Raw genomic sequence first — 17,098 nt, forward strand, 5'->3', positions numbered from 1 at the left:
CGATTGATGTTTGCTGTCCGCCCAGCGCTTCGCGCCTTACTGGGCGCTTGGGGAAGGCGGTTGGCTGCTCGCATCGTTGGTGTGGGTACAAACGTCCGTGTCGCTGAATTCGGCACCACTGCGCCATGGGATAGCCGCAACCCTTTAGTGAGCGTGATTATCCCCTGTTACAACCATGGCCCGTACCTGCCTAGGAACTTCGCAAGCCTGGCGGCGCAGAGCCTCCAAGACTACGAAATGATTCTGGTAGATGACGGCTCCACCGATCCGGCGACGGTCGAGTACATCGATGGGTTGGATTTGTCTCGGGTAACCGTGATTCGCCAGGCCAATGCCGGGCCCGCTTCAGCGCGAAATGCGGGCATTGAGCAAGCGCGCGGACGCTATATCTGCTGCCTGGATGCGGATGATTACGTGGCGCCAACCTATCTGGAGAAGTGCCTCCTGCTCCTCGAAGGCAATACCGGAATTCGCCTCGCCTACAGCTGGGTCAGGCTGGTAGGCAAGGAACAACGCTTGCATCGCGTGGCTGATTTCGATCCCGGCCTTCTGCGCTATTTCAATCCGATTTGTTCCGCAGCGGTATTCCATCGTGCGGATTGGCAAGCTGTTGGTGGCTTCGATGAAGCACGCGAAACGATGTACGAAGACTGGGACTTCTGGATATCCCTCGCCCGTATCGGTGTGCGCGGAAAGGTCATAGAAGAAGCCTTGCTGTTCTATCACCAGCAACCAGGCTCGCGACTGCGGGAGGGGAATCGCCGTGGGGCGCAATCTTACGCACGAATGCGGGCGCGTCACCTAGAGTTCTATCGCCGGACCATTGTGCGAATGCTGTCCCAAGGCTACTTCGAAAAATGGACACGGACGCCCTTGGCAAACCTGTCTCGTGCCGAGCAGTACGCGCCTGTTGCGCCTTGTGCGGTACTCGCTGTCATCACCCACTGTTCGGAATGGACGGAGTGGAGACGTTGGCTGAGCACAGTAGACGCATCTGACACGTTCTTCGTCATAGTTTGTGAGTGCGCGAGCATACCTGCCTGGCTACTTGCCCGGGCAGATGAAACCTACTGGTTGGAGAGTCTGCTGCATCCAACACAATGGCCGGACTTCATCGAAACCTTTAAGCGCACCAGAAGAATTTCCCGGGTGCTGCCGAACCCCATGGTGGTCACGGGGGGGCTCGAGTGAACAGCCTGCGGCGAAGGGACACTTTTGTCTTGGTGCCCGTGCTTGCGATGCTTGCCGGGCAAGACTGTAGTGTTGACGAGTTTGAACGAATTGCTGTCTTCCTGATGGGGCAGACACTGCAGGACTGGGAGTGGCTACATGGCTCCGGTGCTGAAGTCAAAGGCCTGATAAATGTCGGTTGGGCGGTGATGGAACTTCCCCGCAGGCCGTGTGCAATGCGGGCGATTGCCTTGGAGGAAAGCGTCTGGCTCCAATTGGACCGTCCTAAAGCACGGTGGTTAGAGCTGATGGACGGCGTGAATGGTACCGACTGGTCCCGCGGTGGACATTCCTTGCCGAGTGGCGAAGCGTTCATAGCCCTGAACGATCAGCCCCATTGCGATCCACGTGCGTCAGTAGTACATGCTTCCCGCCTGCGAGGCGGCAGGAAGCGCAAGCTGTTGCTGGTGGCCTGGTTAGAATCCGGTGAGTGGGATTGCCGCAATGGGAGTGACCTCACCTATCCGGCCCACCAAGGCTGGTATCTCTCAGTGGTCGCCAGCCTAGCGTCGGAGCATCGTTGGCTGGTGCAATGGTCCGTGTTTCGATGGACTGCACATTTTCGCTGGCAGCGATTGCTGGCCAGGTATTGGCACTTGCCGCACATCCTCGAACGTTGCGCGCGGGCGATGTACGTGGCGCAGGTGTTCGGTATCCACAGGCCGTGGAATCAGGTCTGGAGTAAGTGATGATTCGAGGAATGAACGGCGGCAAAACCCGGGTATTGGTAGTCTTGGGTATGCATCGCTCTGGAACCAGTCTGCTTTCGGCAGGGTTGGAAGTCTTCGGGGTGGATTTTGGGGACAACCTGATACCCCCACGAGAGGACAATCCCCGAGGCTATTGGGAAGACGCCCGATTGGTGGCGCTGAACGACGAGATACTTGCTGCCTGTGGCTTCGCCTCGGGTGACGTGGGGCTGGACCTTGAGCGCATGATGACGCCCCATCTGCTTGATGAGTTCGTCCTTCGCGCCATGGGCTTGCTCGAAGAACTATCGGTGGGCAAGTGCCTGATCGGCATCAAGGATCCGCGCATGCCGCGATTGATGCGCCTCTGGCAGACGGCCTTCGATCGACTCGAGCTTCAGGTCGATTTCGTCGTCGCGGTTCGCCACCCGCTCAGTGTGGCGAAGTCTCTGGCTCGTCGCGACAAACTGAGCCAAGGCAAGAGCTTTCTCCTTTGGTACGAGCACTCCTGCCGCGCTATGCAATGGTCACGAAAGCGCGGCGCGATCCTGGTGGATTACGACCGCTTTCTGTCCTCGCCTGCATCAGAGCTGGCGCGCCTGGGCCGCAGGCTGTCGCTACCGATGGATACAGTAGCTCGCGATCGCTTCATCGCCGAGGTGCTGGATGTAGGGCTACGTCATTCCATGCACGACCGCGGCGACTTGGTCAGAGCAAAGGCCGGCTTTGATGCCCTGTTGGATGTGTTTCGGGTCATGGCAGGATTGGCGGCGGATCGTTTCGACCACTCGCCCGAGTGGGACGGACTGGAACTTGAATTCACCCGCTCCCAGCCTTTGCTTGCTTTCGCTGGGCAGCTCGACCAGGAACTTTGGAGGTCGTCAACGCATTTCAATGCAGAGCGCCAGCGCTTTCATGACACCGAGACCGCCCTGCGTGAGGAAGTTCGGCGCACCGTAGCCATCATGCAGCAATGCGAAGTTGCACGACTCGGACTCGCAGGTGAGCTCGCAGCGGTACAAGAAACTCATGTCACGCTGCAGGCGAATTTGGCAGCTCAGGCCGGGGAGCTACGGAAGGTTCGAGCGGAACGGGACCGTGCCGAGCAACAGTTGAACGCGTTGCTTGCCAGTCGATCCTGGCGCTTCACTCATCTGTTCCGCCTTATGAGCCAAAACCTTCGACGCCTCGTGGGCTCCTGAGGCCGGCGCCGTCAATACCAGGTGCATGCCTTCTGGCCCGCCAGAGCGGGCTGGAAGGCATGCTCTGAGGCTCAGCACACCTTGGCGATGGCGGCGGCCAGATCACCAATGCGGCTGAAATCCAGCCCTGCCACGTTGGCCCGTCCGGTGCTGACCATGTACACGCTGAACTCCGCACGCAGTCGTCCTACCTGCTCTGGCGACAGGCCGGTGTAGGAGAACATGCCGCGCTGCTCACCGATGTGGGCGAAGCGTTCGGCCAGGCCGTATGGCAGAAGGGCTTCCACCAGGCCGCGACGCAGGTCGGCAACGCGCGAGCGCATGGCTTCCAGTTCCGTCGTCCACTGGGCCTTGAGAGCCGCATCACCGAGGATGGTGGCGACCACTGCGGCGCCGTGGGCCGGCGGTGTGGACCAGAGGTTGCGGGCGAGGAAGGCCAGTTGGCTGCGCACGTCGGTCAGCTTATCCGCGTCGGCAGCGCAGACGATCAGCGCGCCGGTGCGTTCGCGGTAGAGGCCGAAGTTCTTCGAGCAGGAGCTGGTGACCAGCAGTTCCGGCAGCGCCTCGGCGAACAGGCGCACGGCCCAGGCGTCCTGCTCCAGGCCATCACCGAAACCCTGGTAGGCGAAGTCGATCAACGGCAACAGTTCACGCGCCTTGACCACCCCCAGCACCTTGCGCCAGTCGTCCAGGGAAAGGTCGAAGCCGGTGGGGTTATGGCAGCAGGCATGCAAGAGCACCACGTCGCCCGCGGGCACTTGCTCCAGGGCCGCGAGCATGGCGTCCACGTCCAGGCGGTTGGCCGCATCCACATAGGGGTAGTGGCTGACCTTGATGCCGGCGCCGGCGAAGATGGTTTCGTGAATCGGCCAGGTCGGATCGCTCAGCCATACGCCACGGCCAGGCAGATTGCTGGCAATGAACTCCGCCGCCAGGCGCAGGGCGCCCGTGCCCCCCGGAGTCTGGGTAGCGCCTGCGCGGCCAGCGGCTTCCAGCGGGTTGCCGGTGCCGAGTACCAGGTCCAGCAGCAGACGGCCGAAGGCTGGGTCACCGTGGCCGCCGATGTAGGTCTTGGTGGTTTCGGTATCCACCAGGCGCTGCTCGGCGAGCTTCACCGCACGTGGAATAGGCGTCAGGCCCTGGGCGTCCTTGTACACGCCCACGCCCAGGTCGAGTTTGGCCGGGTTTGGGTCCAGGCGATACGCATCCATCAGGCCGAGGATCGGGTCACCAGGGACCCGGCCCACCTTGGCGAAATGGCTCATTTACGGCCCTCGGCGGTTTCGGCCACCTGGTCGGTGCGGGCGGACATGATGAAGTCGTTGCGGTGCAGGCCCTTGGCCTCGTGGCTCCACCAGGTCACGGTGACCTTGCCCCATTCGGTCAGCAGGGCAGGGTGGTGGCCTTCTTCCTCGGCAATGGCGCCTACAGCGTTGCTGAACGCCAGGGCGTAGCGGAAGTTCTTGAAGCGGAACTCCTTCTCCAGTTGCATGACGCCATCGCGGACTTCGATGTTCCAGTCGGGGATCTGCTTGATCAGTACGGCCAGTTCTTCATCGGAGACTTTCGGCGCATCGGCGCGGCAGGCTTCGCAATGGGCTTGGGACAGGGCGGTCATGGGGAGTCTCCAGTATTTGTCTGCAGGTTGGCGCTGAGCGCAGCGAAGCCCAACGCGCGAATGGTTGGGCTTCGCTTAGCTCAGCCCAACCTACGGTATCGAGTGTGGTTCAGGCCGCCTTCGGCGGGAACTTCGGCGCGTGCAGGCCCATGCCCATGGCCTTGTGCACCAGCGCCATGATGTCTTCATGGGCCAGGTCGAACAGGCGCTTGAGGTCCGGCAGCACAAAGTACAGCGGTTGCAGAATGTCGATGCGGTACGGGGTACGCATGCATTCCAGCGGGTCGAACGCCTGATGCTCGGGCTCGCCCGACAGAGCGTAGACGGTCTCCTTCGGCGAGGAGAGGATCCCGCCGCCATAGATGCGCCGGCCCTGCGGGGTATCCATCAGACCGAACTCGATGGTCATCCAGTACAGGCGGGCGAGGTAGACGCGCTCTTCCTTGGTGGCTTTCAGGCCAAGCTTGCCGTAGGTGTGGGTGAACTCGGCGAACCAGGGGTTGGTCAGCAGCGGGCAGTGGCCAAAAATCTCGTGGAAGATGTCCGGTTCCTGCAAGTAGTCCAGCTCTTCCGGGGTGCGGATAAAGGTGGCTACGGGGAATTGCTGGCTGGCCAGCAGTTCGAAAAAGGTCTGGAAGGGGATCAGGGCCGGTACGCGGGCAACGCGCCAACCGGTGGTGGCCTGGAGCACCTTGTTGACCTCGCCCAGTTGCGGGATGCGGTCATGGGGCATGCCGAGCTTCTCGATGCCGTCGAGGTATTCCTGGCACGCGCGGCCTTCGATCACGTTCAACTGACGGGTGATCAGGGTGTTCCACACCTGATGCTCGGTCTCCGGGTAGTGGATGAAACCGTTGGCGTCGGGTTCACGGGCCACGTACTGCGTCGCTTTCATTCGGCCTCCTGAGGGTGGGGCTTCGTTGTTGTGTTGCCTTATCGATAGCGCAGACGGGGCCTTAGCGCAGCAGGGGCGGGTCCTGCGAGGGCGCCCGCGCAGCGCCAAAAGCGTAATGAAAACTTTACAATGGCGGCGGGGAGGCTAGATATCGCCTTGTCGAAGCGCTGATTTGTCACATATTCTTGACGGAAAAATAGGGTCGAGAACGGATTCTTTCGTCCACAACCCAAGGAAAAGCCCGACCCAGGGGTGCCTGATGCGTATCAAAGTCCATTGCCAGAACCGTGTTGGAATCCTGCGCGACATCCTCAACCTGCTCGTCGATTACGGCATCAACGTCAATCGCGGCGAAGTGGGCGGAGACCAGGGCAACGCGATTTACCTGCTCTGCCCGAACCTGATCAACCTGCAACTCCAGTCCCTGCGGCCGAAGCTGGAAGCCATTCCCGGCGTCTTCGGCGTCAAGCGCGTGGGCCTGATGCCCAGCGAGCGCCGTCACCTGGAGCTGAATGCCCTATTGGGCGCGCTGGATTTCCCGGTGCTGTCCATCGATATGGGCGGTTCCATTGTCGCCGCCAACCGCGCCGCTGCCCAATTGCTCGGAGTGCGGGTGGACGAGGTACCGGGCATCCCGCTGGCGCGCTATGTCGACGACTTCGACCTGCCCGAACTAGTCCGAGCCAACAAGGCGCGGATCAACGGATTGCGCATCAAGGTCAAGGGCGACACCTTCCTTGCCGACATCGCGCCGCTGCAGTCCGAGCATGACGAGAGCGAGGCCCTGGCTGGTGCCGTGCTAACCCTGCACCGCGCCGACCGGGTTGGCGAGCGCATCTACAACGTGCGCAAGCACGAGCTGCGCGGCTTCGACAGTATTTTCCAGAGCTCCAGAGTGATGGCCGCCGTGGTCCGCGAAGCACGGCGCATGGCGCCTCTGGACGCCCCGTTGCTGATCGAAGGTGAAACCGGTACCGGCAAGGAACTGCTGGCCCGCGCCTGCCACCTGGCCAGCCCGCGCGGCCAGTCGCCGTTCATGGCGCTGAACTGTGCAGGCCTGCCGGAATCCATGGCCGAGACTGAACTGTTCGGCTACGGCCCCGGTGCCTTCGAGGGGGCGCGTCTGGAAGGCAAGCTGGGCCTGCTGGAACTTACCGCTGGCGGCACGCTGTTCCTCGACGGCGTCGGCGAGATGAGCCCGCGCCTGCAGGCCAAGCTGCTGCGCTTCCTGCAGGACGGTTGCTTCCGCCGGGTAGGCAGTGACGAGGAGGTCTATCTCGATGTGCGGGTGATCTGCGCGACCCAGGTGGATCTCTCCGAACTCTGCGCCAAGGGCGAGTTCCGCCAGGATCTCTATCACCGCCTCAATGTCCTGTCGCTGCACATCCCGCCGCTGCGCGAGTGTCTGGACGGCCTGCCGCCGCTGGTGGAGCACTTCCTCGACTCGGCCAGCCGGCAGATCGGCTGTGGCCTGCCGAAATTGGCACCGCAGGTGCTGGACAGGCTCAGCCACTACCACTGGCCGGGCAACGTGCGGCAACTGGAGAACGTGCTGTTCCAGGCGGTTTCCTTGTGCGATGGCGGCACTGTTCGGCCTGAACACATCCGCCTGCCGGATTACGGTGCACCGCAGCCGTTGGGCGATTTCTCCCTGGATGGCGGGCTGGACGCGATCGTCGGCCGCTTCGAGAAGGCGGTGCTGGAACGGCTCTACGCCGAGCATCCGAGCAGCCGCTTGTTGGGCAAGCGGCTTGGGGTTTCCCACACCACCATTGCCAACAAGTTGAAGTTGCACGGATTGGGGAAAGAAGAGAGTTAGACCATCGTTGAATGGTTCGGGAGAGGGGCTGCGCGTAAAAAGGGCCCTGTCTGAATCTTGCGTGATGCGGACACAAGCGTTTCTGACATTCCTCTCCCGGAATGATTGGGCGGGCGACCAGGTGGTCGCCCATTTTTTTGCCTGCGATTTCTGAGGGGCGCCCTCTAGCGGCCGGGCGAGCGAGGGTTGGGTAGAGGAACGAAACCCAACGGGCGGCGCTTCGGATCGCCGGGAAATATGTGGGTGCATGTCGCTTTTCACATCCACCGCATGGTCAGGTCTGATACCAGGGTGAATCGGTGAAGCGTGATCCACCCGGCCAAGCTTCCGGACATTTCCGGCCTTCACGCCAGCTTCAACAAGCCCATCCCCACGAGCAGCAATCCCAGCCCGAGCCAGCCACGCCCGGCCAGGCGCTGGCCGAATAGTACCCAGCCCAACGCGACGGTGGCGAGGATGCCGAAGCCGCCCCAGATGGCATAGGCCAGTGACAGGTCGATGCCGCGCACCGCCTGCGCCAGGGCCGTGAACGCCGCCAGGATGCACAGCAACGAGGCCGTCCCCAGCAGTCGGCGGCGGAAGCCGTCGGAGTACTTCAGCAGCACGTTGGCCAGCACCTCCAGGGCAATGGCCACGCCCAGCCAGGCGAAATGAATCCAGGTCACGCCGTTCATGCCAGCACCTCCAGCTCATGAGCCTTGGGCGCGGCGCGGGTACCGGACTTGATCAGCAGGATGCCGGCGATCATCACGGCCAGGCCCAGTGCCTTGAAGGGGCCGATGCTTTCGCCCAGCCAGGTGACGCTGATGCTGGTGATCAGCACGATGCCGATGCCTTCCCACAGGGCATAGGCCACAACCACCGGCACGCGTTTGACCGCCAGGGCGAGGAAGAAATACGACAGCCCGATCAGGCCGTACATCAGCAGGTGGCCGAGCACGGGCGCGTGTTCGGCGGCCAGTTTCATCGAGGTGGTGCCGACGACTTCGAAGAGGATCGCGGCAAGCAGATACATCCAGGAACGCATGGTGCCCTCCCTTGGGCATGCAGGGCCTTTCGCCTGGAGGCGAACGACGTGATTGCAGGAAGTCCTGGCCATGGACGGCAGGGCACGTGCCCGGCGTTTCCATGGCAATGAGGAAAGGGAGAGGGCTACAGGTCGCCGGTCCAGTGGTGCTCGCGGGAAGCGAGGCGGGCGAAGTGGAAAGGGTGAATCGTGGTGTTCAACATAATGAACACAATGTTAGCCGTTTGGATTGCTGAAAGGCAAATTGCGCGGTGTGGCGGCTTGTCGCGGCGGCTGCTTGTTCATGAGTGTTCGTTATTTTGTTCGGTTGTGGGCCTGGATTCACCCCACCTCCCGGTCCAGCCAGTCGAAGAAGGCCTTGACCGGTGGGTGGCGTTCCCGGCCCGGTACGCACAGCGTGGAGTAGCCCGCGCCAGCCACGCTCACCTCCGGCCGGTATGGCACCAGCAGGCCGCTGGCGAGGCTTTCCGATACCAGAATTGAGCTGGCCAGCACCAGGCCCTGGCCGGCGATGGCGGCTTGCAGGGCATAGTGTTCTTCGTCGTATTCGCGCTGTGGGGCAGTGTCCAGCAGGTGTTCTTCGCCTGCGGCCTGGCACCAGGCCTTCCAGCCCAGTTCATAGAGCAGGGCATTGCGCCAGCGCACAGTAATCAGCGTCGGCACCAGGTTTCCCAGTCCGGCCACCAGTGCCGGCGCACCATAGACACCGAAGCATTCGTCCAGCAGGCATTGGCTATGCAGGTTGGGGTAATTGCCCATGCCGTAGCGGATCACACAGTCGACGCTGGCGTCCTGGTGCAGGTCGATCAGGGCGTTGCTGGTGTCCAGGCGCAGGTTGATTTCCGGGTGCTCGGCGTAAAAGCGGCCGAGCCGCGGGATCAGCCAGAGGGCGGCGAACGCCGGAGTGGTGGACAGGGTCAGGTTGCCGACACTGCGCTGTGGGCGCAGCTGGTCGAGGGTCTGGGTGACCTCCAGCAGGGCGCCGTGGAGGCTGCCGAACAGACGCTGGCCGCAGGCGGTCAGGCGCACGCTGCGGGGCAGGCGGTCGAACAGCGGCACGCCCAGCCAGCTTTCCAGGCTGCGGATTTGGTGGGACACCGCCGTGGGCGTTACTGCCAACTCCTCGGCCGCCGCCTTGAAGCTGGACAGGCGCGCGGCGGCTTCGAAGGTGCGTAGGGCGGTGAGGGGCAGGCTGGAAAACATGAAATGCTCCATAAATGAATTCAATTCATCCAGATGAACTAATGCTCATTTGTCTGGGATGGTCGGCGTAACTAGCTTAGCGCCTGAGTTTCCGCCAATTCATGTGCCCCTGGAAGCACAGCCATCAAGGAGATTGAGATGAGCACCATTCTTTCCGTACACGGCAGCCCACGTGGCGAGCGCTCTCATTCCCGTCGTCTGCAGGAGTCCTTCCTCAAGGCCTGGCAAGCGCGTCAGGACGGCCGGCAGGTGCTACGCCGCGAAGTTGGGCGGGTGGCTATTCCGGCGGTCACAGAAGGCTGGATCGCCGCCGCCTTCCATCCCGAACCGGAAGCGCGTAGCGAGGTGATGAAGGCCGACCTCGCGCTCAGCGACCGACTGGTGGATGAGCTGTTCGCCGCTGACCGCCTGGTGATTTCCGCGCCCATGTACAACTTCGGCGTACCCAGTGGGGTCAAGGCCTGGGTTGACCAGATCGTGCGCATTCGCCGCACGTTCGACTTCGATCCCAACAAACATGGCAGTCCCTACACCCCGCTGGTGCTGGGCCGCAAGGCGTTGATCATTACCACCCGTGGCGACCACGGCTACGGCCCCGGCGGTGCCAATGCCCATATGAACCATGCGGACGTCTATCTGCGCACCGTACTCGGCTACATCGGCATCAGCGATGTGACGGTGGTCGCGGTGGAGAACGACGAGTTTGGTGGCGAGGCCTTCGAGCAGTCCTACCAGCGTGCCGAGCGGACCCTGGCGGACCTCGCCGAAACCTTCTGAGGAGACGGTCATGGCCTGGACATTCCTGCTGGTGGCGGCCTTCTTCGAGGTGCTGTTCGCCATGGGCATGAAGTACGCCGAAGGCTTCACCCGGCCCTGGCCGAGCGTGCTGGTGGTGGTGGCTGCGGTAGCTGGGATCTACTTCCTCACCCTGTCCATGCGCGTGCTGCCCGTGAGCATCGCCTACCCCATCTGGACCGCCATCGGCACCCTCGGCACGGTGTTGCTGGGCTTCCTCCTGTTGGGCGAAGCGCTGACGCCGGCCAAGCTGCTCTCGGTGGCGCTGATCGTCGTCGGTGTGGCGGGGCTAAGGTAGGTTGGCGCCAAGCGAAGCCTGGCCCAGCATTGGCGCTCGACCGGAATCAGGATGCGTTGGGCTCCGCTCTGCACCAAAGTACAGCGCGACTGCGTCCCGCTTAACGCCTGCTCACCTGCACTGCCGGCGCCAGGTCCTGGCACTGGGTGTTCATGCCGGGGGCGAGGTAGGGCTGGAGAATCGGCGCCATGCCCTTGAGCACCTGCACGGGCAGCGCGGAGGTGAAGCTGAACTTGTCCGCCTGGCTGCCTTCGACGAAGGCGGTCAGGGTGCCGAAGTGGCGCGGACCCAGGAAGAAAACGAAGGTGGCGGTGCGGTTCATCGCCTTGGAGCTCTTCACCGTACCCCAGCGGGTCACGGTCTGGATGCGGTTATCGCCGGTGCCGGTCTTGCCGCCCATCACCAGCGGCTGGCCGTCGGGCAAGGTGAAGCTGCCTTGCAGGCGTCGTGCGGTCCCGCCTTCCACCACCATGGAGAGGGCGTCGCGCAGGGCAGTGGCCACTTCCGAGGTCATCACCCGCTTGCCTTCGCGGGTCTGGGGGCCCACCAGGGTTTCGTAGGGCGTGTCGGCGGCGAAGTGCAATTGGTCGATGCGCAGGGTGGACTGGCGAACGCCGTCGTTGAGGATGATGCCCATCAGTTCGGCCAGGGCTGCCGGCCGGTCGCCGGAACTGCCCAGGGCGGTGGCCAGCGACGGCACCAGGTGGTCGAAGGGGTAACCCAGGGATTTCCAGTGTTCGTGGATATCGAGGAAGGCTTCCACCTCCAGCATGATGCGGATGCGCTTGTCGCGGGCGTATTTGCGTTTGGATTTGAAGAGCCAGCCATACACCTCACGGCGCTCATCGCCGCTGGCTTCCACGGCTTCGCGGTAGGTTGCCTGAGGGTGCGCCTGAAGGTAGCCCAGCAGCCAGAGTTCCAAGGGGTGCACGCGGGCCACGTAGCCCTGGTCGTTCAGGTCGAAGGCGCCCGGCCCGTACCGGGTGTAGAGGTCGTCGATGCGCTTGTCGGTCAGCGGCGGGTTGGCCTTGGGCACCCGTTCGCGCATGAAGGCAGCAAAGGTGGCGAGGTCGGCGTTGGGCTGCAGGTAGCGGTGGATGGCAGCCATGCGAGCGCCCCAGGGGTTGAGGCCGTCCAGGAAGGTGGACATGCGCTGTTCCGCATCCTTGCCCTGGTATTTGTTCCAGAAGCGGCGAAGGTAGGTCTGGCTTTCCCGGGAAACGAACAGGTCCAGGTAACCCTGGCGGCGCGGGTCCTTGTCATTGGATAGCAGTTGAATCTTGCCGCCGTCCGGGCGGTACATGTCGTGCCGCACCACATCGCGCAGCAGGCGCACGAAGGGCAGGTTGATGGACTCGCGCAGGGCATCGCGAAGGCTCGGCCGGCGTCCGTTGTCTTCCTTGCGGAAGTTGTTGAAGGCGTGCAGCCCGCCGCCGGTGAAGAAGGACTCGTAGGGGCTGGCGGAATAGGTGCGATCCAGGGCCGCCTGGAGCATGACGTCGAGGTTGCGGTCCTTGGTCTGGATCAGGTAGTCGATGGCCCAGCGGCTGATGAAGTCGAGCGGGTCAACCGGCACCTTGCGCAGCTCCGCGACAGGCATTGCGGCGTAGCGCTGATGCAGGGTTGCGACGTTTTCCAGGTAGGTAGCCAGTACCCGCAGCTTGGCGGTGGAACCGAGCTCCAGCTTGCTGCCTTCATTGATGTCGAAGGGCTGATCGGTGTTGTCGGTCTGTACCCGTACGCGGTTACCGGAAGGCGTGCGTTCGAACAGGGTGAAGCTGTAGCGCACCTCACGGGTCTTTTCCGGCGACAGCAGGCGCTCGCCGTAGAGCCCGACCTGCTCGGCGAAGGCCGGGTCGGCCAGGTGCTGCAGGTAGGCGGTGATGGCGTTCTGCAGCTCGCTCTGCAGGGTGCTGCTGGCGGTCAGGTCGAGGCGGTCGAGGTCGTAGAGCGGCATGTTCAGCATGCTGGAGAGGCGGCTGCGGGCAACGCTGATGCCTTTGTTCGATTCCACTGCCTGCAGCGCAGGCTCTTCAACCCAGTTGCGGAAACGCAGCTTCGCATCGAGCGCGGCATCGCGCAGAGGCGAATCGATGATCCCGGCGTTCGCCAGCACGCGGATGTGGCTGTCGGTGAGGGTGTTCAGTTCCTCGTGGGCGTTGGACAGGTAATAGGAAGGGCGACGCTGGGCGATGAACAGCGAGAGCACCTGGCGCATGGCCAGGCCGCGCTCGGCCAGACTGCTGTCCTTGCTCGTCAGCACCTGATTGACCCGGTTGAAGTCGGCGCCGTACCACACCCGCAGGCCATCGGCGATGCCGTGCACCTCGCCGTGTCCCGGCGCGGCTGAAAGCGGCACGCTGTTCAGGTAGTCCATGACGATGCGTTCGCGTGCGGCCAGGGTCTCCGGGCCGCCCTGATAGGCGCGCACGCTGGCGGAAACCATCTGGCGAATCTTTTCGGAAGCCGAGGCCGTGCGACCAAACGGCGAGTGGCGATACTTTTCCAGTTGGGTCGCCAGGGTGCTGCCCCCGGCCGACTGGCCGTCGAAGTCGATGGCCTTGCCAACCTGGGTCAGCGCGGCCTTGGAGAAGCGCGGCCAATCCACCGCCGGGTTGGCCAGGGGGAGTTCGCGGTCCAGCAGCTTGCGGTTCTCGATGAACAGCAGGCTGCTCACCAGTAATGGCGGAATACTGGCGAAATTCGGATAGCGTTGCTGCGGGTAGCTGAACTGGTAGAAGGGCCGGCCACGGCAGTCGCAGATATTGATGCCGGCCTGGATCTTTTCCCGGTATGGCGGGAAGAGCCCGTGCTCGGTGTAGCTGATCAGGGCTGGGGAGAAACGGGTCTGTTGCTGGATTTCGAAGCCGCGCTTTTCCAGCCGTTCAAGCATCGTTGGCAGGACGGCGTAACCCAGGCGGCGGTCGAAGGGGCCTTCGCCGGGATAGCGGATGGCGTTGCTGGGCCCATCCTCCAGCGTGTAACTCAGGGTGGCGGCGTAACGGCTAAGCTCCCGGGCCTGAAAGCGAGAAGTCTGCATTTCATGGGTGGCGGCGGCGCCGATGATTCCGACGGTCACCAGGAAGATGCTCCAGAACAGGAGTCGATGTTTGCGACGGGGTTTTTTCGGCGGAACGCCGGGGTCATTGAGATGACCTTGTGGTACCTCGTTTCTGGCTTCGTCGGATTGCCATATTACGCCCATAGTCCACCGGCCTGGCCTGTTACCGCTCTTGCTTGCAATCTTAGTAGGTCATTGGCCGGCTGCATGGCGGAGTGGCAGCAAAATGGGAGCGAATCCATGACAGGCGACAATCGGAAGCGACTCGGCTACAGCTGGCACGCCAATGCGCTGGCCTGGACTCGCGCAGTACGGGAAGGTCGCATCGAAAGCAGGCAATTGGCCACTGATCGGGCCATCCTCGATGCAGTCCTGGCCCTTCGGCCAGCGCGGGTGCTGGACCTGGGGTGCGGCGAAGGCTGGCTGAGCCGGGCGATGGCCGCGCAAGGTCTGGCGGTGCTGGGCATCGATGCCTCCAGGCCGCTGGTGGAGGCGGCGCAGCTTGCCGGCGGCGAGTTTCGTTGCCTGGACTACGCCGGGCTTCAGGCGGATCCAGGCCAATTGGGCGTCTTCGAGGCGGTGGTATGCAATTTTTCGCTCTTCGATGAGCATCTGGAGCCGCTGCTGGCCGCCTTGCGTGAGCTGTTGGCCGTAGACGGCGTGCTGCTGATCCAAACCCTGCACCCCTGGTTGGTCCGAGGCGAGGAGGGCTATCGAGATGGCTGGCGTTGCGAGGACTTCGCTGCCTTCGCTGGCGAGTTCCCCGAACCCATGCCTTGGTACTTCCGCACGCTGGAGTCCTGGTGCGGGTTGTTGCTGCGCAGTGGTTACCGCATCGAAGCCTTGCGCGAGCCGGCTCATCCGCATACCGGTGAACCGCTGTCCCTGTTGCTGGAGGCGAGGCCAGGCTGAAACGGGCCATCTTGAACGGCGCACTCGGTTGCCGGAATATCCACGGCAACCGGCGAGGCGCCAGTCTTTCGAGGAATCAATCGTGCCCGGCATCCTTTCCCAATCGTCCACCGGCCTCAGCCTGGCGTTCGCCGGATTGCTGGCAGGCTGCCTGCTGTTGGCGGGGTGCGCCGGATTTCGCTCGGGGGTGGAAAGTGTCGCCTACGTCGGTGAGCAGGAAGCCGACGAACAGGGGCGTCTCAGGCTGGACGATGCGACCCTTGCCCTGCGCCTGAACAACCAGATCCAACAGAGCGACTTTCAGGTGATCCTGTTCGTGGTGCCGGTGATGTACGACCCCATCGACAAGCCGCGCTACGACGAAAAGGACGGCATACGTCTGCTTTTCGAAATCCAGCCGGCGACCACCGATTTCCGCTTTCGACCGGAGCACGTCGTGCTGACGGTGGACGGCCGTTCGCTGTCGCCGTCGTCGGTTTCGCTGATCATGGTCCGCGATCCCGGGCAGTTCCCGCTGGATGGGCTCCAGGCAATAGATCAGTCGCCTACCGGCTTGGACTACCCGTTGGGAGTATCGCAGCGTAGCTGGCAGTTCATTCTCAAGTTCGACGGGCCGGTGCCCACACCATCCAGCGATATTCGCATGGACCTGTCCCGTGCCCTGGAGCGGCCCGCGAAGCCGCCTCTGCCGCCGATCCGCTTCCGCTCCCGGGCCTGGAAGCAGGGGTACACCTGATCCTGCCCGGGCGTGCTGACCGCTGGACCTGCGCACCGCGCTGAGGCGACTAGGCTGAACCCATTCATTGTTTCCGGAGATCATCGCCATGGCCGGTTCAACTGCCATTTCCTGCCTGCGTTACCGCGACGCACCCGCCGCCATCGCCTGGCTCTGCCACACCTTCGGCTTCGTCGAGCACCTGGTAGTGCCCGAAAAAGATGGCAGCATCTCCCATGCCCAACTGAGCCTCGGCGACGGCATGATCATGCTCGGTTCCGTGCGCGACACGGACTACGGCCGCCTGATGCGCCAGCCCGATGAGACCGGTGGGCTGGGCACCCAGAGCATTTATCTGGTGGTGGCTGATGTCGACGGCGTGCATGCGCGCGCCGTGGCCGCCGGCGCCACCATCGTGCTGCCGCTGAAGGATGAGGATTACGGTGGACGAGGCTTCACCTGCCGCGACCCGGAAGGCCACCTGTGGAGCATTGGTTCGTACGACCCCTGGGCTTGAGCCGCACGGGCCATTGCCGGATTATCCCGCCCCAGCTGCCGGCAATCCCGACTGAACGGACTTTCCGAGGAATACGCCATGCAAAGCATCACCTTCCCCGACGGCACCCGGATGCCCGCCATTGGCCAGGGTACCTGGCACATGGGCGAGAGCCGCAGCGAGCGCAGGCGCGAAGTCGCGGCGCTGCGCCAGGGGCTGGAACTGGGGCTGAAACTGATCGATACCGCTGAGATGTACGCCGACGGTGGGGCCGAGGAGGTGGTGGGCGAAGCTATCGCCGGCCTGCGGGAGCAGGTCTTCCTGGTCAGCAAGGTCTATCCGTGGAATGCCAGCCGCAACGGCACCCTGCTTGCCTGCGAACGCAGCCTCAAGCGCCTGGGCACTGACCACCTCGACCTCTACTTGCTGCACTGGCGTGGCGAGCACCCGCTGGAGGAAACGGTGGAAGCCTTCGAGCGCCTGCGTGAGCAGGGCAAGATCGCTCGCTGGGGCGTGTCCAACCTTGACCTCGACGACCTTCACGAACTGCCCGCTGGGTGCGCGGCCAACCAGGTGCTCTACAACCCCGAGGCACGCGGCATCGAGTTCGACCTGCTGCCTTTCCAGCAACAGCAGGGCATGCCGCTGATGGCCTACTGCCCGGTGGGGCAGGGCGGCAAGCTGCTGCGTAACGCCAGCGTCCAGGAAATTGCCCGTCGACATGACGCCAGCGCCGCCCAGGTAGTCCTGGCCTGGGCTTTGCGCCAACCTGGCGTGATGGTCATTCCCAAGGCAGTCGACCCGTTGCACCTCAAGCAGAACGCTGAAGCCCACAGACTCCAACTCAACGACGACGACCTCGCCCTGATTGACCACAGCTTCCCGCCGCCGCGCCGCAAGCGCTCACTGGAAATGGTCTGAGGCCTGCTTCTTCATGTGGGGGCGAATTTATTGGCTATGTCTGCGTTAAGTGTTGCTAGAACGTCCTGAGCCCAGCTGCTTGCCGAGTTCTGTGGATGTTTCTGGTTTCGCCTTCCCAGGCGAGCCCCTTTTGCAATCGTTCAAAAGGAACCCAAAACGTGTCCCTGCATCCGGGTGGGGCGGAGGCCCGCCCCCCACCCAACCAACCACCCACAGT

The 17,098-nt window shown here is 63.2% G+C and carries 17 protein-coding genes; 10 read left to right on the top strand and 7 right to left on the bottom strand.

Annotated elements, in window-relative coordinates; genetic code table 11:
• Positions 1–6: 6 nt before the first annotated feature.
• Genes AAHM40_RS04345 through AAHM40_RS04355 form a run of 3 tightly spaced genes read left to right on the top strand, consistent with a single transcriptional unit; the run spans position 7 to position 3,121 of the window.
• On the top strand, positions 7–1,191 hold the full coding sequence (locus AAHM40_RS04345) for a glycosyltransferase family 2 protein (protein WP_342243580.1): 1,185 nt from the start codon (positions 7–9) through the stop codon (positions 1,189–1,191).
• On the top strand, positions 1,188–1,919 hold the full coding sequence (locus AAHM40_RS04350; RefSeq protein ID WP_342243562.1) for a hypothetical protein: 732 nt from the start codon (positions 1,188–1,190) through the stop codon (positions 1,917–1,919). The genes AAHM40_RS04345 and AAHM40_RS04350 overlap by 4 nt, the downstream gene beginning before the upstream one ends.
• Positions 1,919–3,121 (top strand): sulfotransferase family protein, encoded by a 1,203-nt coding sequence (locus AAHM40_RS04355; RefSeq protein ID WP_342243563.1) that lies wholly within the window; start codon positions 1,919–1,921, stop codon positions 3,119–3,121. Before AAHM40_RS04350 ends, AAHM40_RS04355 begins: the two co-directional genes overlap by 1 nt.
• Positions 3,122–3,192: 71 nt before the next feature.
• Here the strand turns inward: AAHM40_RS04355 and AAHM40_RS04360 are convergent, their stop codons facing one another.
• From AAHM40_RS04360 to phhA, 3 genes are all read right to left on the bottom strand, one after another.
• Positions 3,193–4,386, bottom strand: coding sequence for an amino acid aminotransferase (locus tag AAHM40_RS04360; protein WP_342243564.1), 1,194 nt, complete (start codon positions 4,384–4,386; stop codon positions 3,193–3,195).
• Positions 4,383–4,739, bottom strand: coding sequence for a 4a-hydroxytetrahydrobiopterin dehydratase (locus AAHM40_RS04365; RefSeq protein WP_342243565.1), 357 nt, complete (start codon positions 4,737–4,739; stop codon positions 4,383–4,385). The genes AAHM40_RS04360 and AAHM40_RS04365 overlap by 4 nt, the downstream gene beginning before the upstream one ends.
• A 109-nt stretch (positions 4,740–4,848) precedes the next feature.
• Positions 4,849–5,634: a phenylalanine 4-monooxygenase gene (gene phhA, locus AAHM40_RS04370; protein WP_342243566.1), complete on the bottom strand. Its 786-nt coding sequence runs from the start codon at positions 5,632–5,634 to the stop codon at positions 4,849–4,851.
• A gap of 259 nt (positions 5,635–5,893) precedes the next feature.
• Here phhA and AAHM40_RS04375 point away from each other — a divergent pair, with 259 nt between their 5' ends.
• Complete coding sequence (locus tag AAHM40_RS04375; protein ID WP_028626643.1) at positions 5,894–7,453, top strand: sigma-54-dependent phenylalanine hydroxylase transcriptional regulator PhhR; 1,560 nt, start codon at positions 5,894–5,896, stop codon at positions 7,451–7,453.
• Positions 7,454–7,797: 344 nt separating this feature from the next.
• Here AAHM40_RS04375 and mdtI read toward each other — a convergent pair whose 3' ends face one another.
• From mdtI to AAHM40_RS04390, 3 genes are all read right to left on the bottom strand, one after another.
• The gene (gene mdtI / locus AAHM40_RS04380) at positions 7,798–8,127 is read right to left on the bottom strand and encodes a multidrug/spermidine efflux SMR transporter subunit MdtI (protein WP_342243567.1); all 330 of its coding nucleotides are present in this window, start codon (positions 8,125–8,127) and stop codon (positions 7,798–7,800) included.
• Complete coding sequence (locus tag AAHM40_RS04385; protein WP_342243568.1) at positions 8,124–8,480, bottom strand: SMR family transporter; 357 nt, start codon at positions 8,478–8,480, stop codon at positions 8,124–8,126. The genes mdtI and AAHM40_RS04385 overlap by 4 nt, the downstream gene beginning before the upstream one ends.
• Before the next feature lie 321 nt (positions 8,481–8,801).
• Complete coding sequence (locus AAHM40_RS04390) at positions 8,802–9,683, bottom strand: LysR substrate-binding domain-containing protein (protein ID WP_342243569.1); 882 nt, start codon at positions 9,681–9,683, stop codon at positions 8,802–8,804.
• A 138-nt stretch (positions 9,684–9,821) separates the two neighbouring features.
• Between AAHM40_RS04390 and AAHM40_RS04395 the strand changes: the two genes are divergently transcribed.
• Positions 9,822–10,460, top strand: a complete 639-nt coding sequence (locus tag AAHM40_RS04395; RefSeq protein ID WP_342243570.1) for an FMN-dependent NADH-azoreductase — start codon at positions 9,822–9,824, stop codon at positions 10,458–10,460.
• Between the two features lie 10 nt (positions 10,461–10,470).
• A complete protein-coding gene (locus tag AAHM40_RS04400) occupies positions 10,471–10,776 on the top strand; it encodes a DMT family transporter (protein WP_342243571.1) in 306 nt (101 codons plus the stop codon).
• Positions 10,777–10,876: 100 nt separating this feature from the next.
• Here the strand turns inward: AAHM40_RS04400 and AAHM40_RS04405 are convergent, their stop codons facing one another.
• Positions 10,877–13,981 (bottom strand): transglycosylase domain-containing protein, encoded by a 3,105-nt coding sequence (locus AAHM40_RS04405; RefSeq protein ID WP_342243572.1) that lies wholly within the window; start codon positions 13,979–13,981, stop codon positions 10,877–10,879.
• A gap of 96 nt (positions 13,982–14,077) precedes the next feature.
• On the opposite strand from AAHM40_RS04405, the gene AAHM40_RS04410 reads away from it, so the two are divergent.
• From AAHM40_RS04410 to AAHM40_RS04425, 4 genes are all read left to right on the top strand, one after another.
• Positions 14,078–14,749: a class I SAM-dependent methyltransferase gene (locus AAHM40_RS04410; protein ID WP_342243573.1), complete on the top strand. Its 672-nt coding sequence runs from the start codon at positions 14,078–14,080 to the stop codon at positions 14,747–14,749.
• Positions 14,750–14,831: 82 nt separating this feature from the next.
• Positions 14,832–15,485, top strand: a complete 654-nt coding sequence (locus AAHM40_RS04415) for a hypothetical protein (protein WP_342243574.1) — start codon at positions 14,832–14,834, stop codon at positions 15,483–15,485.
• An 88-nt stretch (positions 15,486–15,573) separates the two neighbouring features.
• On the top strand, positions 15,574–15,981 hold the full coding sequence (locus tag AAHM40_RS04420) for a VOC family protein (RefSeq protein ID WP_028626652.1): 408 nt from the start codon (positions 15,574–15,576) through the stop codon (positions 15,979–15,981).
• 78 nt (positions 15,982–16,059) lie between these two features.
• Positions 16,060–16,881 (top strand): aldo/keto reductase, encoded by an 822-nt coding sequence (locus AAHM40_RS04425; protein ID WP_342243575.1) that lies wholly within the window; start codon positions 16,060–16,062, stop codon positions 16,879–16,881.
• The last annotated feature ends 217 nt before the right edge of the window (positions 16,882–17,098 follow it).

It is taken from the genome of Pseudomonas sp. OTU5201 (assembly GCF_038440135.1).
GTDB classification, from domain to species: domain Bacteria; phylum Pseudomonadota; class Gammaproteobacteria; order Pseudomonadales; family Pseudomonadaceae; genus Metapseudomonas; species Metapseudomonas resinovorans.

Coding starts and splice junctions, on each gene's coding strand:
- mdtI (WP_342243567.1), bottom strand. CDS start 8,127: ATGAACGGCGTGACCTGGATTCATTTCGCCTGGCTGGGCGTGGCCATT.
- AAHM40_RS04395 (WP_342243570.1), top strand. CDS start 9,822: ATGAGCACCATTCTTTCCGTACACGGCAGCCCACGTGGCGAGCGCTCT.
- AAHM40_RS04420 (WP_028626652.1), top strand. CDS start 15,574: ATGGCCGGTTCAACTGCCATTTCCTGCCTGCGTTACCGCGACGCACCC.
- AAHM40_RS04355 (WP_342243563.1), top strand. CDS start 1,919: ATGATTCGAGGAATGAACGGCGGCAAAACCCGGGTATTGGTAGTCTTG.
- AAHM40_RS04360 (WP_342243564.1), bottom strand. CDS start 4,386: ATGAGCCATTTCGCCAAGGTGGGCCGGGTCCCTGGTGACCCGATCCTC.
- AAHM40_RS04410 (WP_342243573.1), top strand. CDS start 14,078: ATGACAGGCGACAATCGGAAGCGACTCGGCTACAGCTGGCACGCCAAT.
- AAHM40_RS04345 (WP_342243580.1), top strand. CDS start 7: ATGTTTGCTGTCCGCCCAGCGCTTCGCGCCTTACTGGGCGCTTGGGGA.
- AAHM40_RS04375 (WP_028626643.1), top strand. CDS start 5,894: ATGCGTATCAAAGTCCATTGCCAGAACCGTGTTGGAATCCTGCGCGAC.
- AAHM40_RS04365 (WP_342243565.1), bottom strand. CDS start 4,739: ATGACCGCCCTGTCCCAAGCCCATTGCGAAGCCTGCCGCGCCGATGCG.
- AAHM40_RS04385 (WP_342243568.1), bottom strand. CDS start 8,480: ATGCGTTCCTGGATGTATCTGCTTGCCGCGATCCTCTTCGAAGTCGTC.
- phhA (WP_342243566.1), bottom strand. CDS start 5,634: ATGAAAGCGACGCAGTACGTGGCCCGTGAACCCGACGCCAACGGTTTC.
- AAHM40_RS04400 (WP_342243571.1), top strand. CDS start 10,471: ATGGCCTGGACATTCCTGCTGGTGGCGGCCTTCTTCGAGGTGCTGTTC.
- AAHM40_RS04390 (WP_342243569.1), bottom strand. CDS start 9,683: ATGTTTTCCAGCCTGCCCCTCACCGCCCTACGCACCTTCGAAGCCGCC.
- AAHM40_RS04405 (WP_342243572.1), bottom strand. CDS start 13,981: ATGGGCGTAATATGGCAATCCGACGAAGCCAGAAACGAGGTACCACAA.
- AAHM40_RS04425 (WP_342243575.1), top strand. CDS start 16,060: ATGCAAAGCATCACCTTCCCCGACGGCACCCGGATGCCCGCCATTGGC.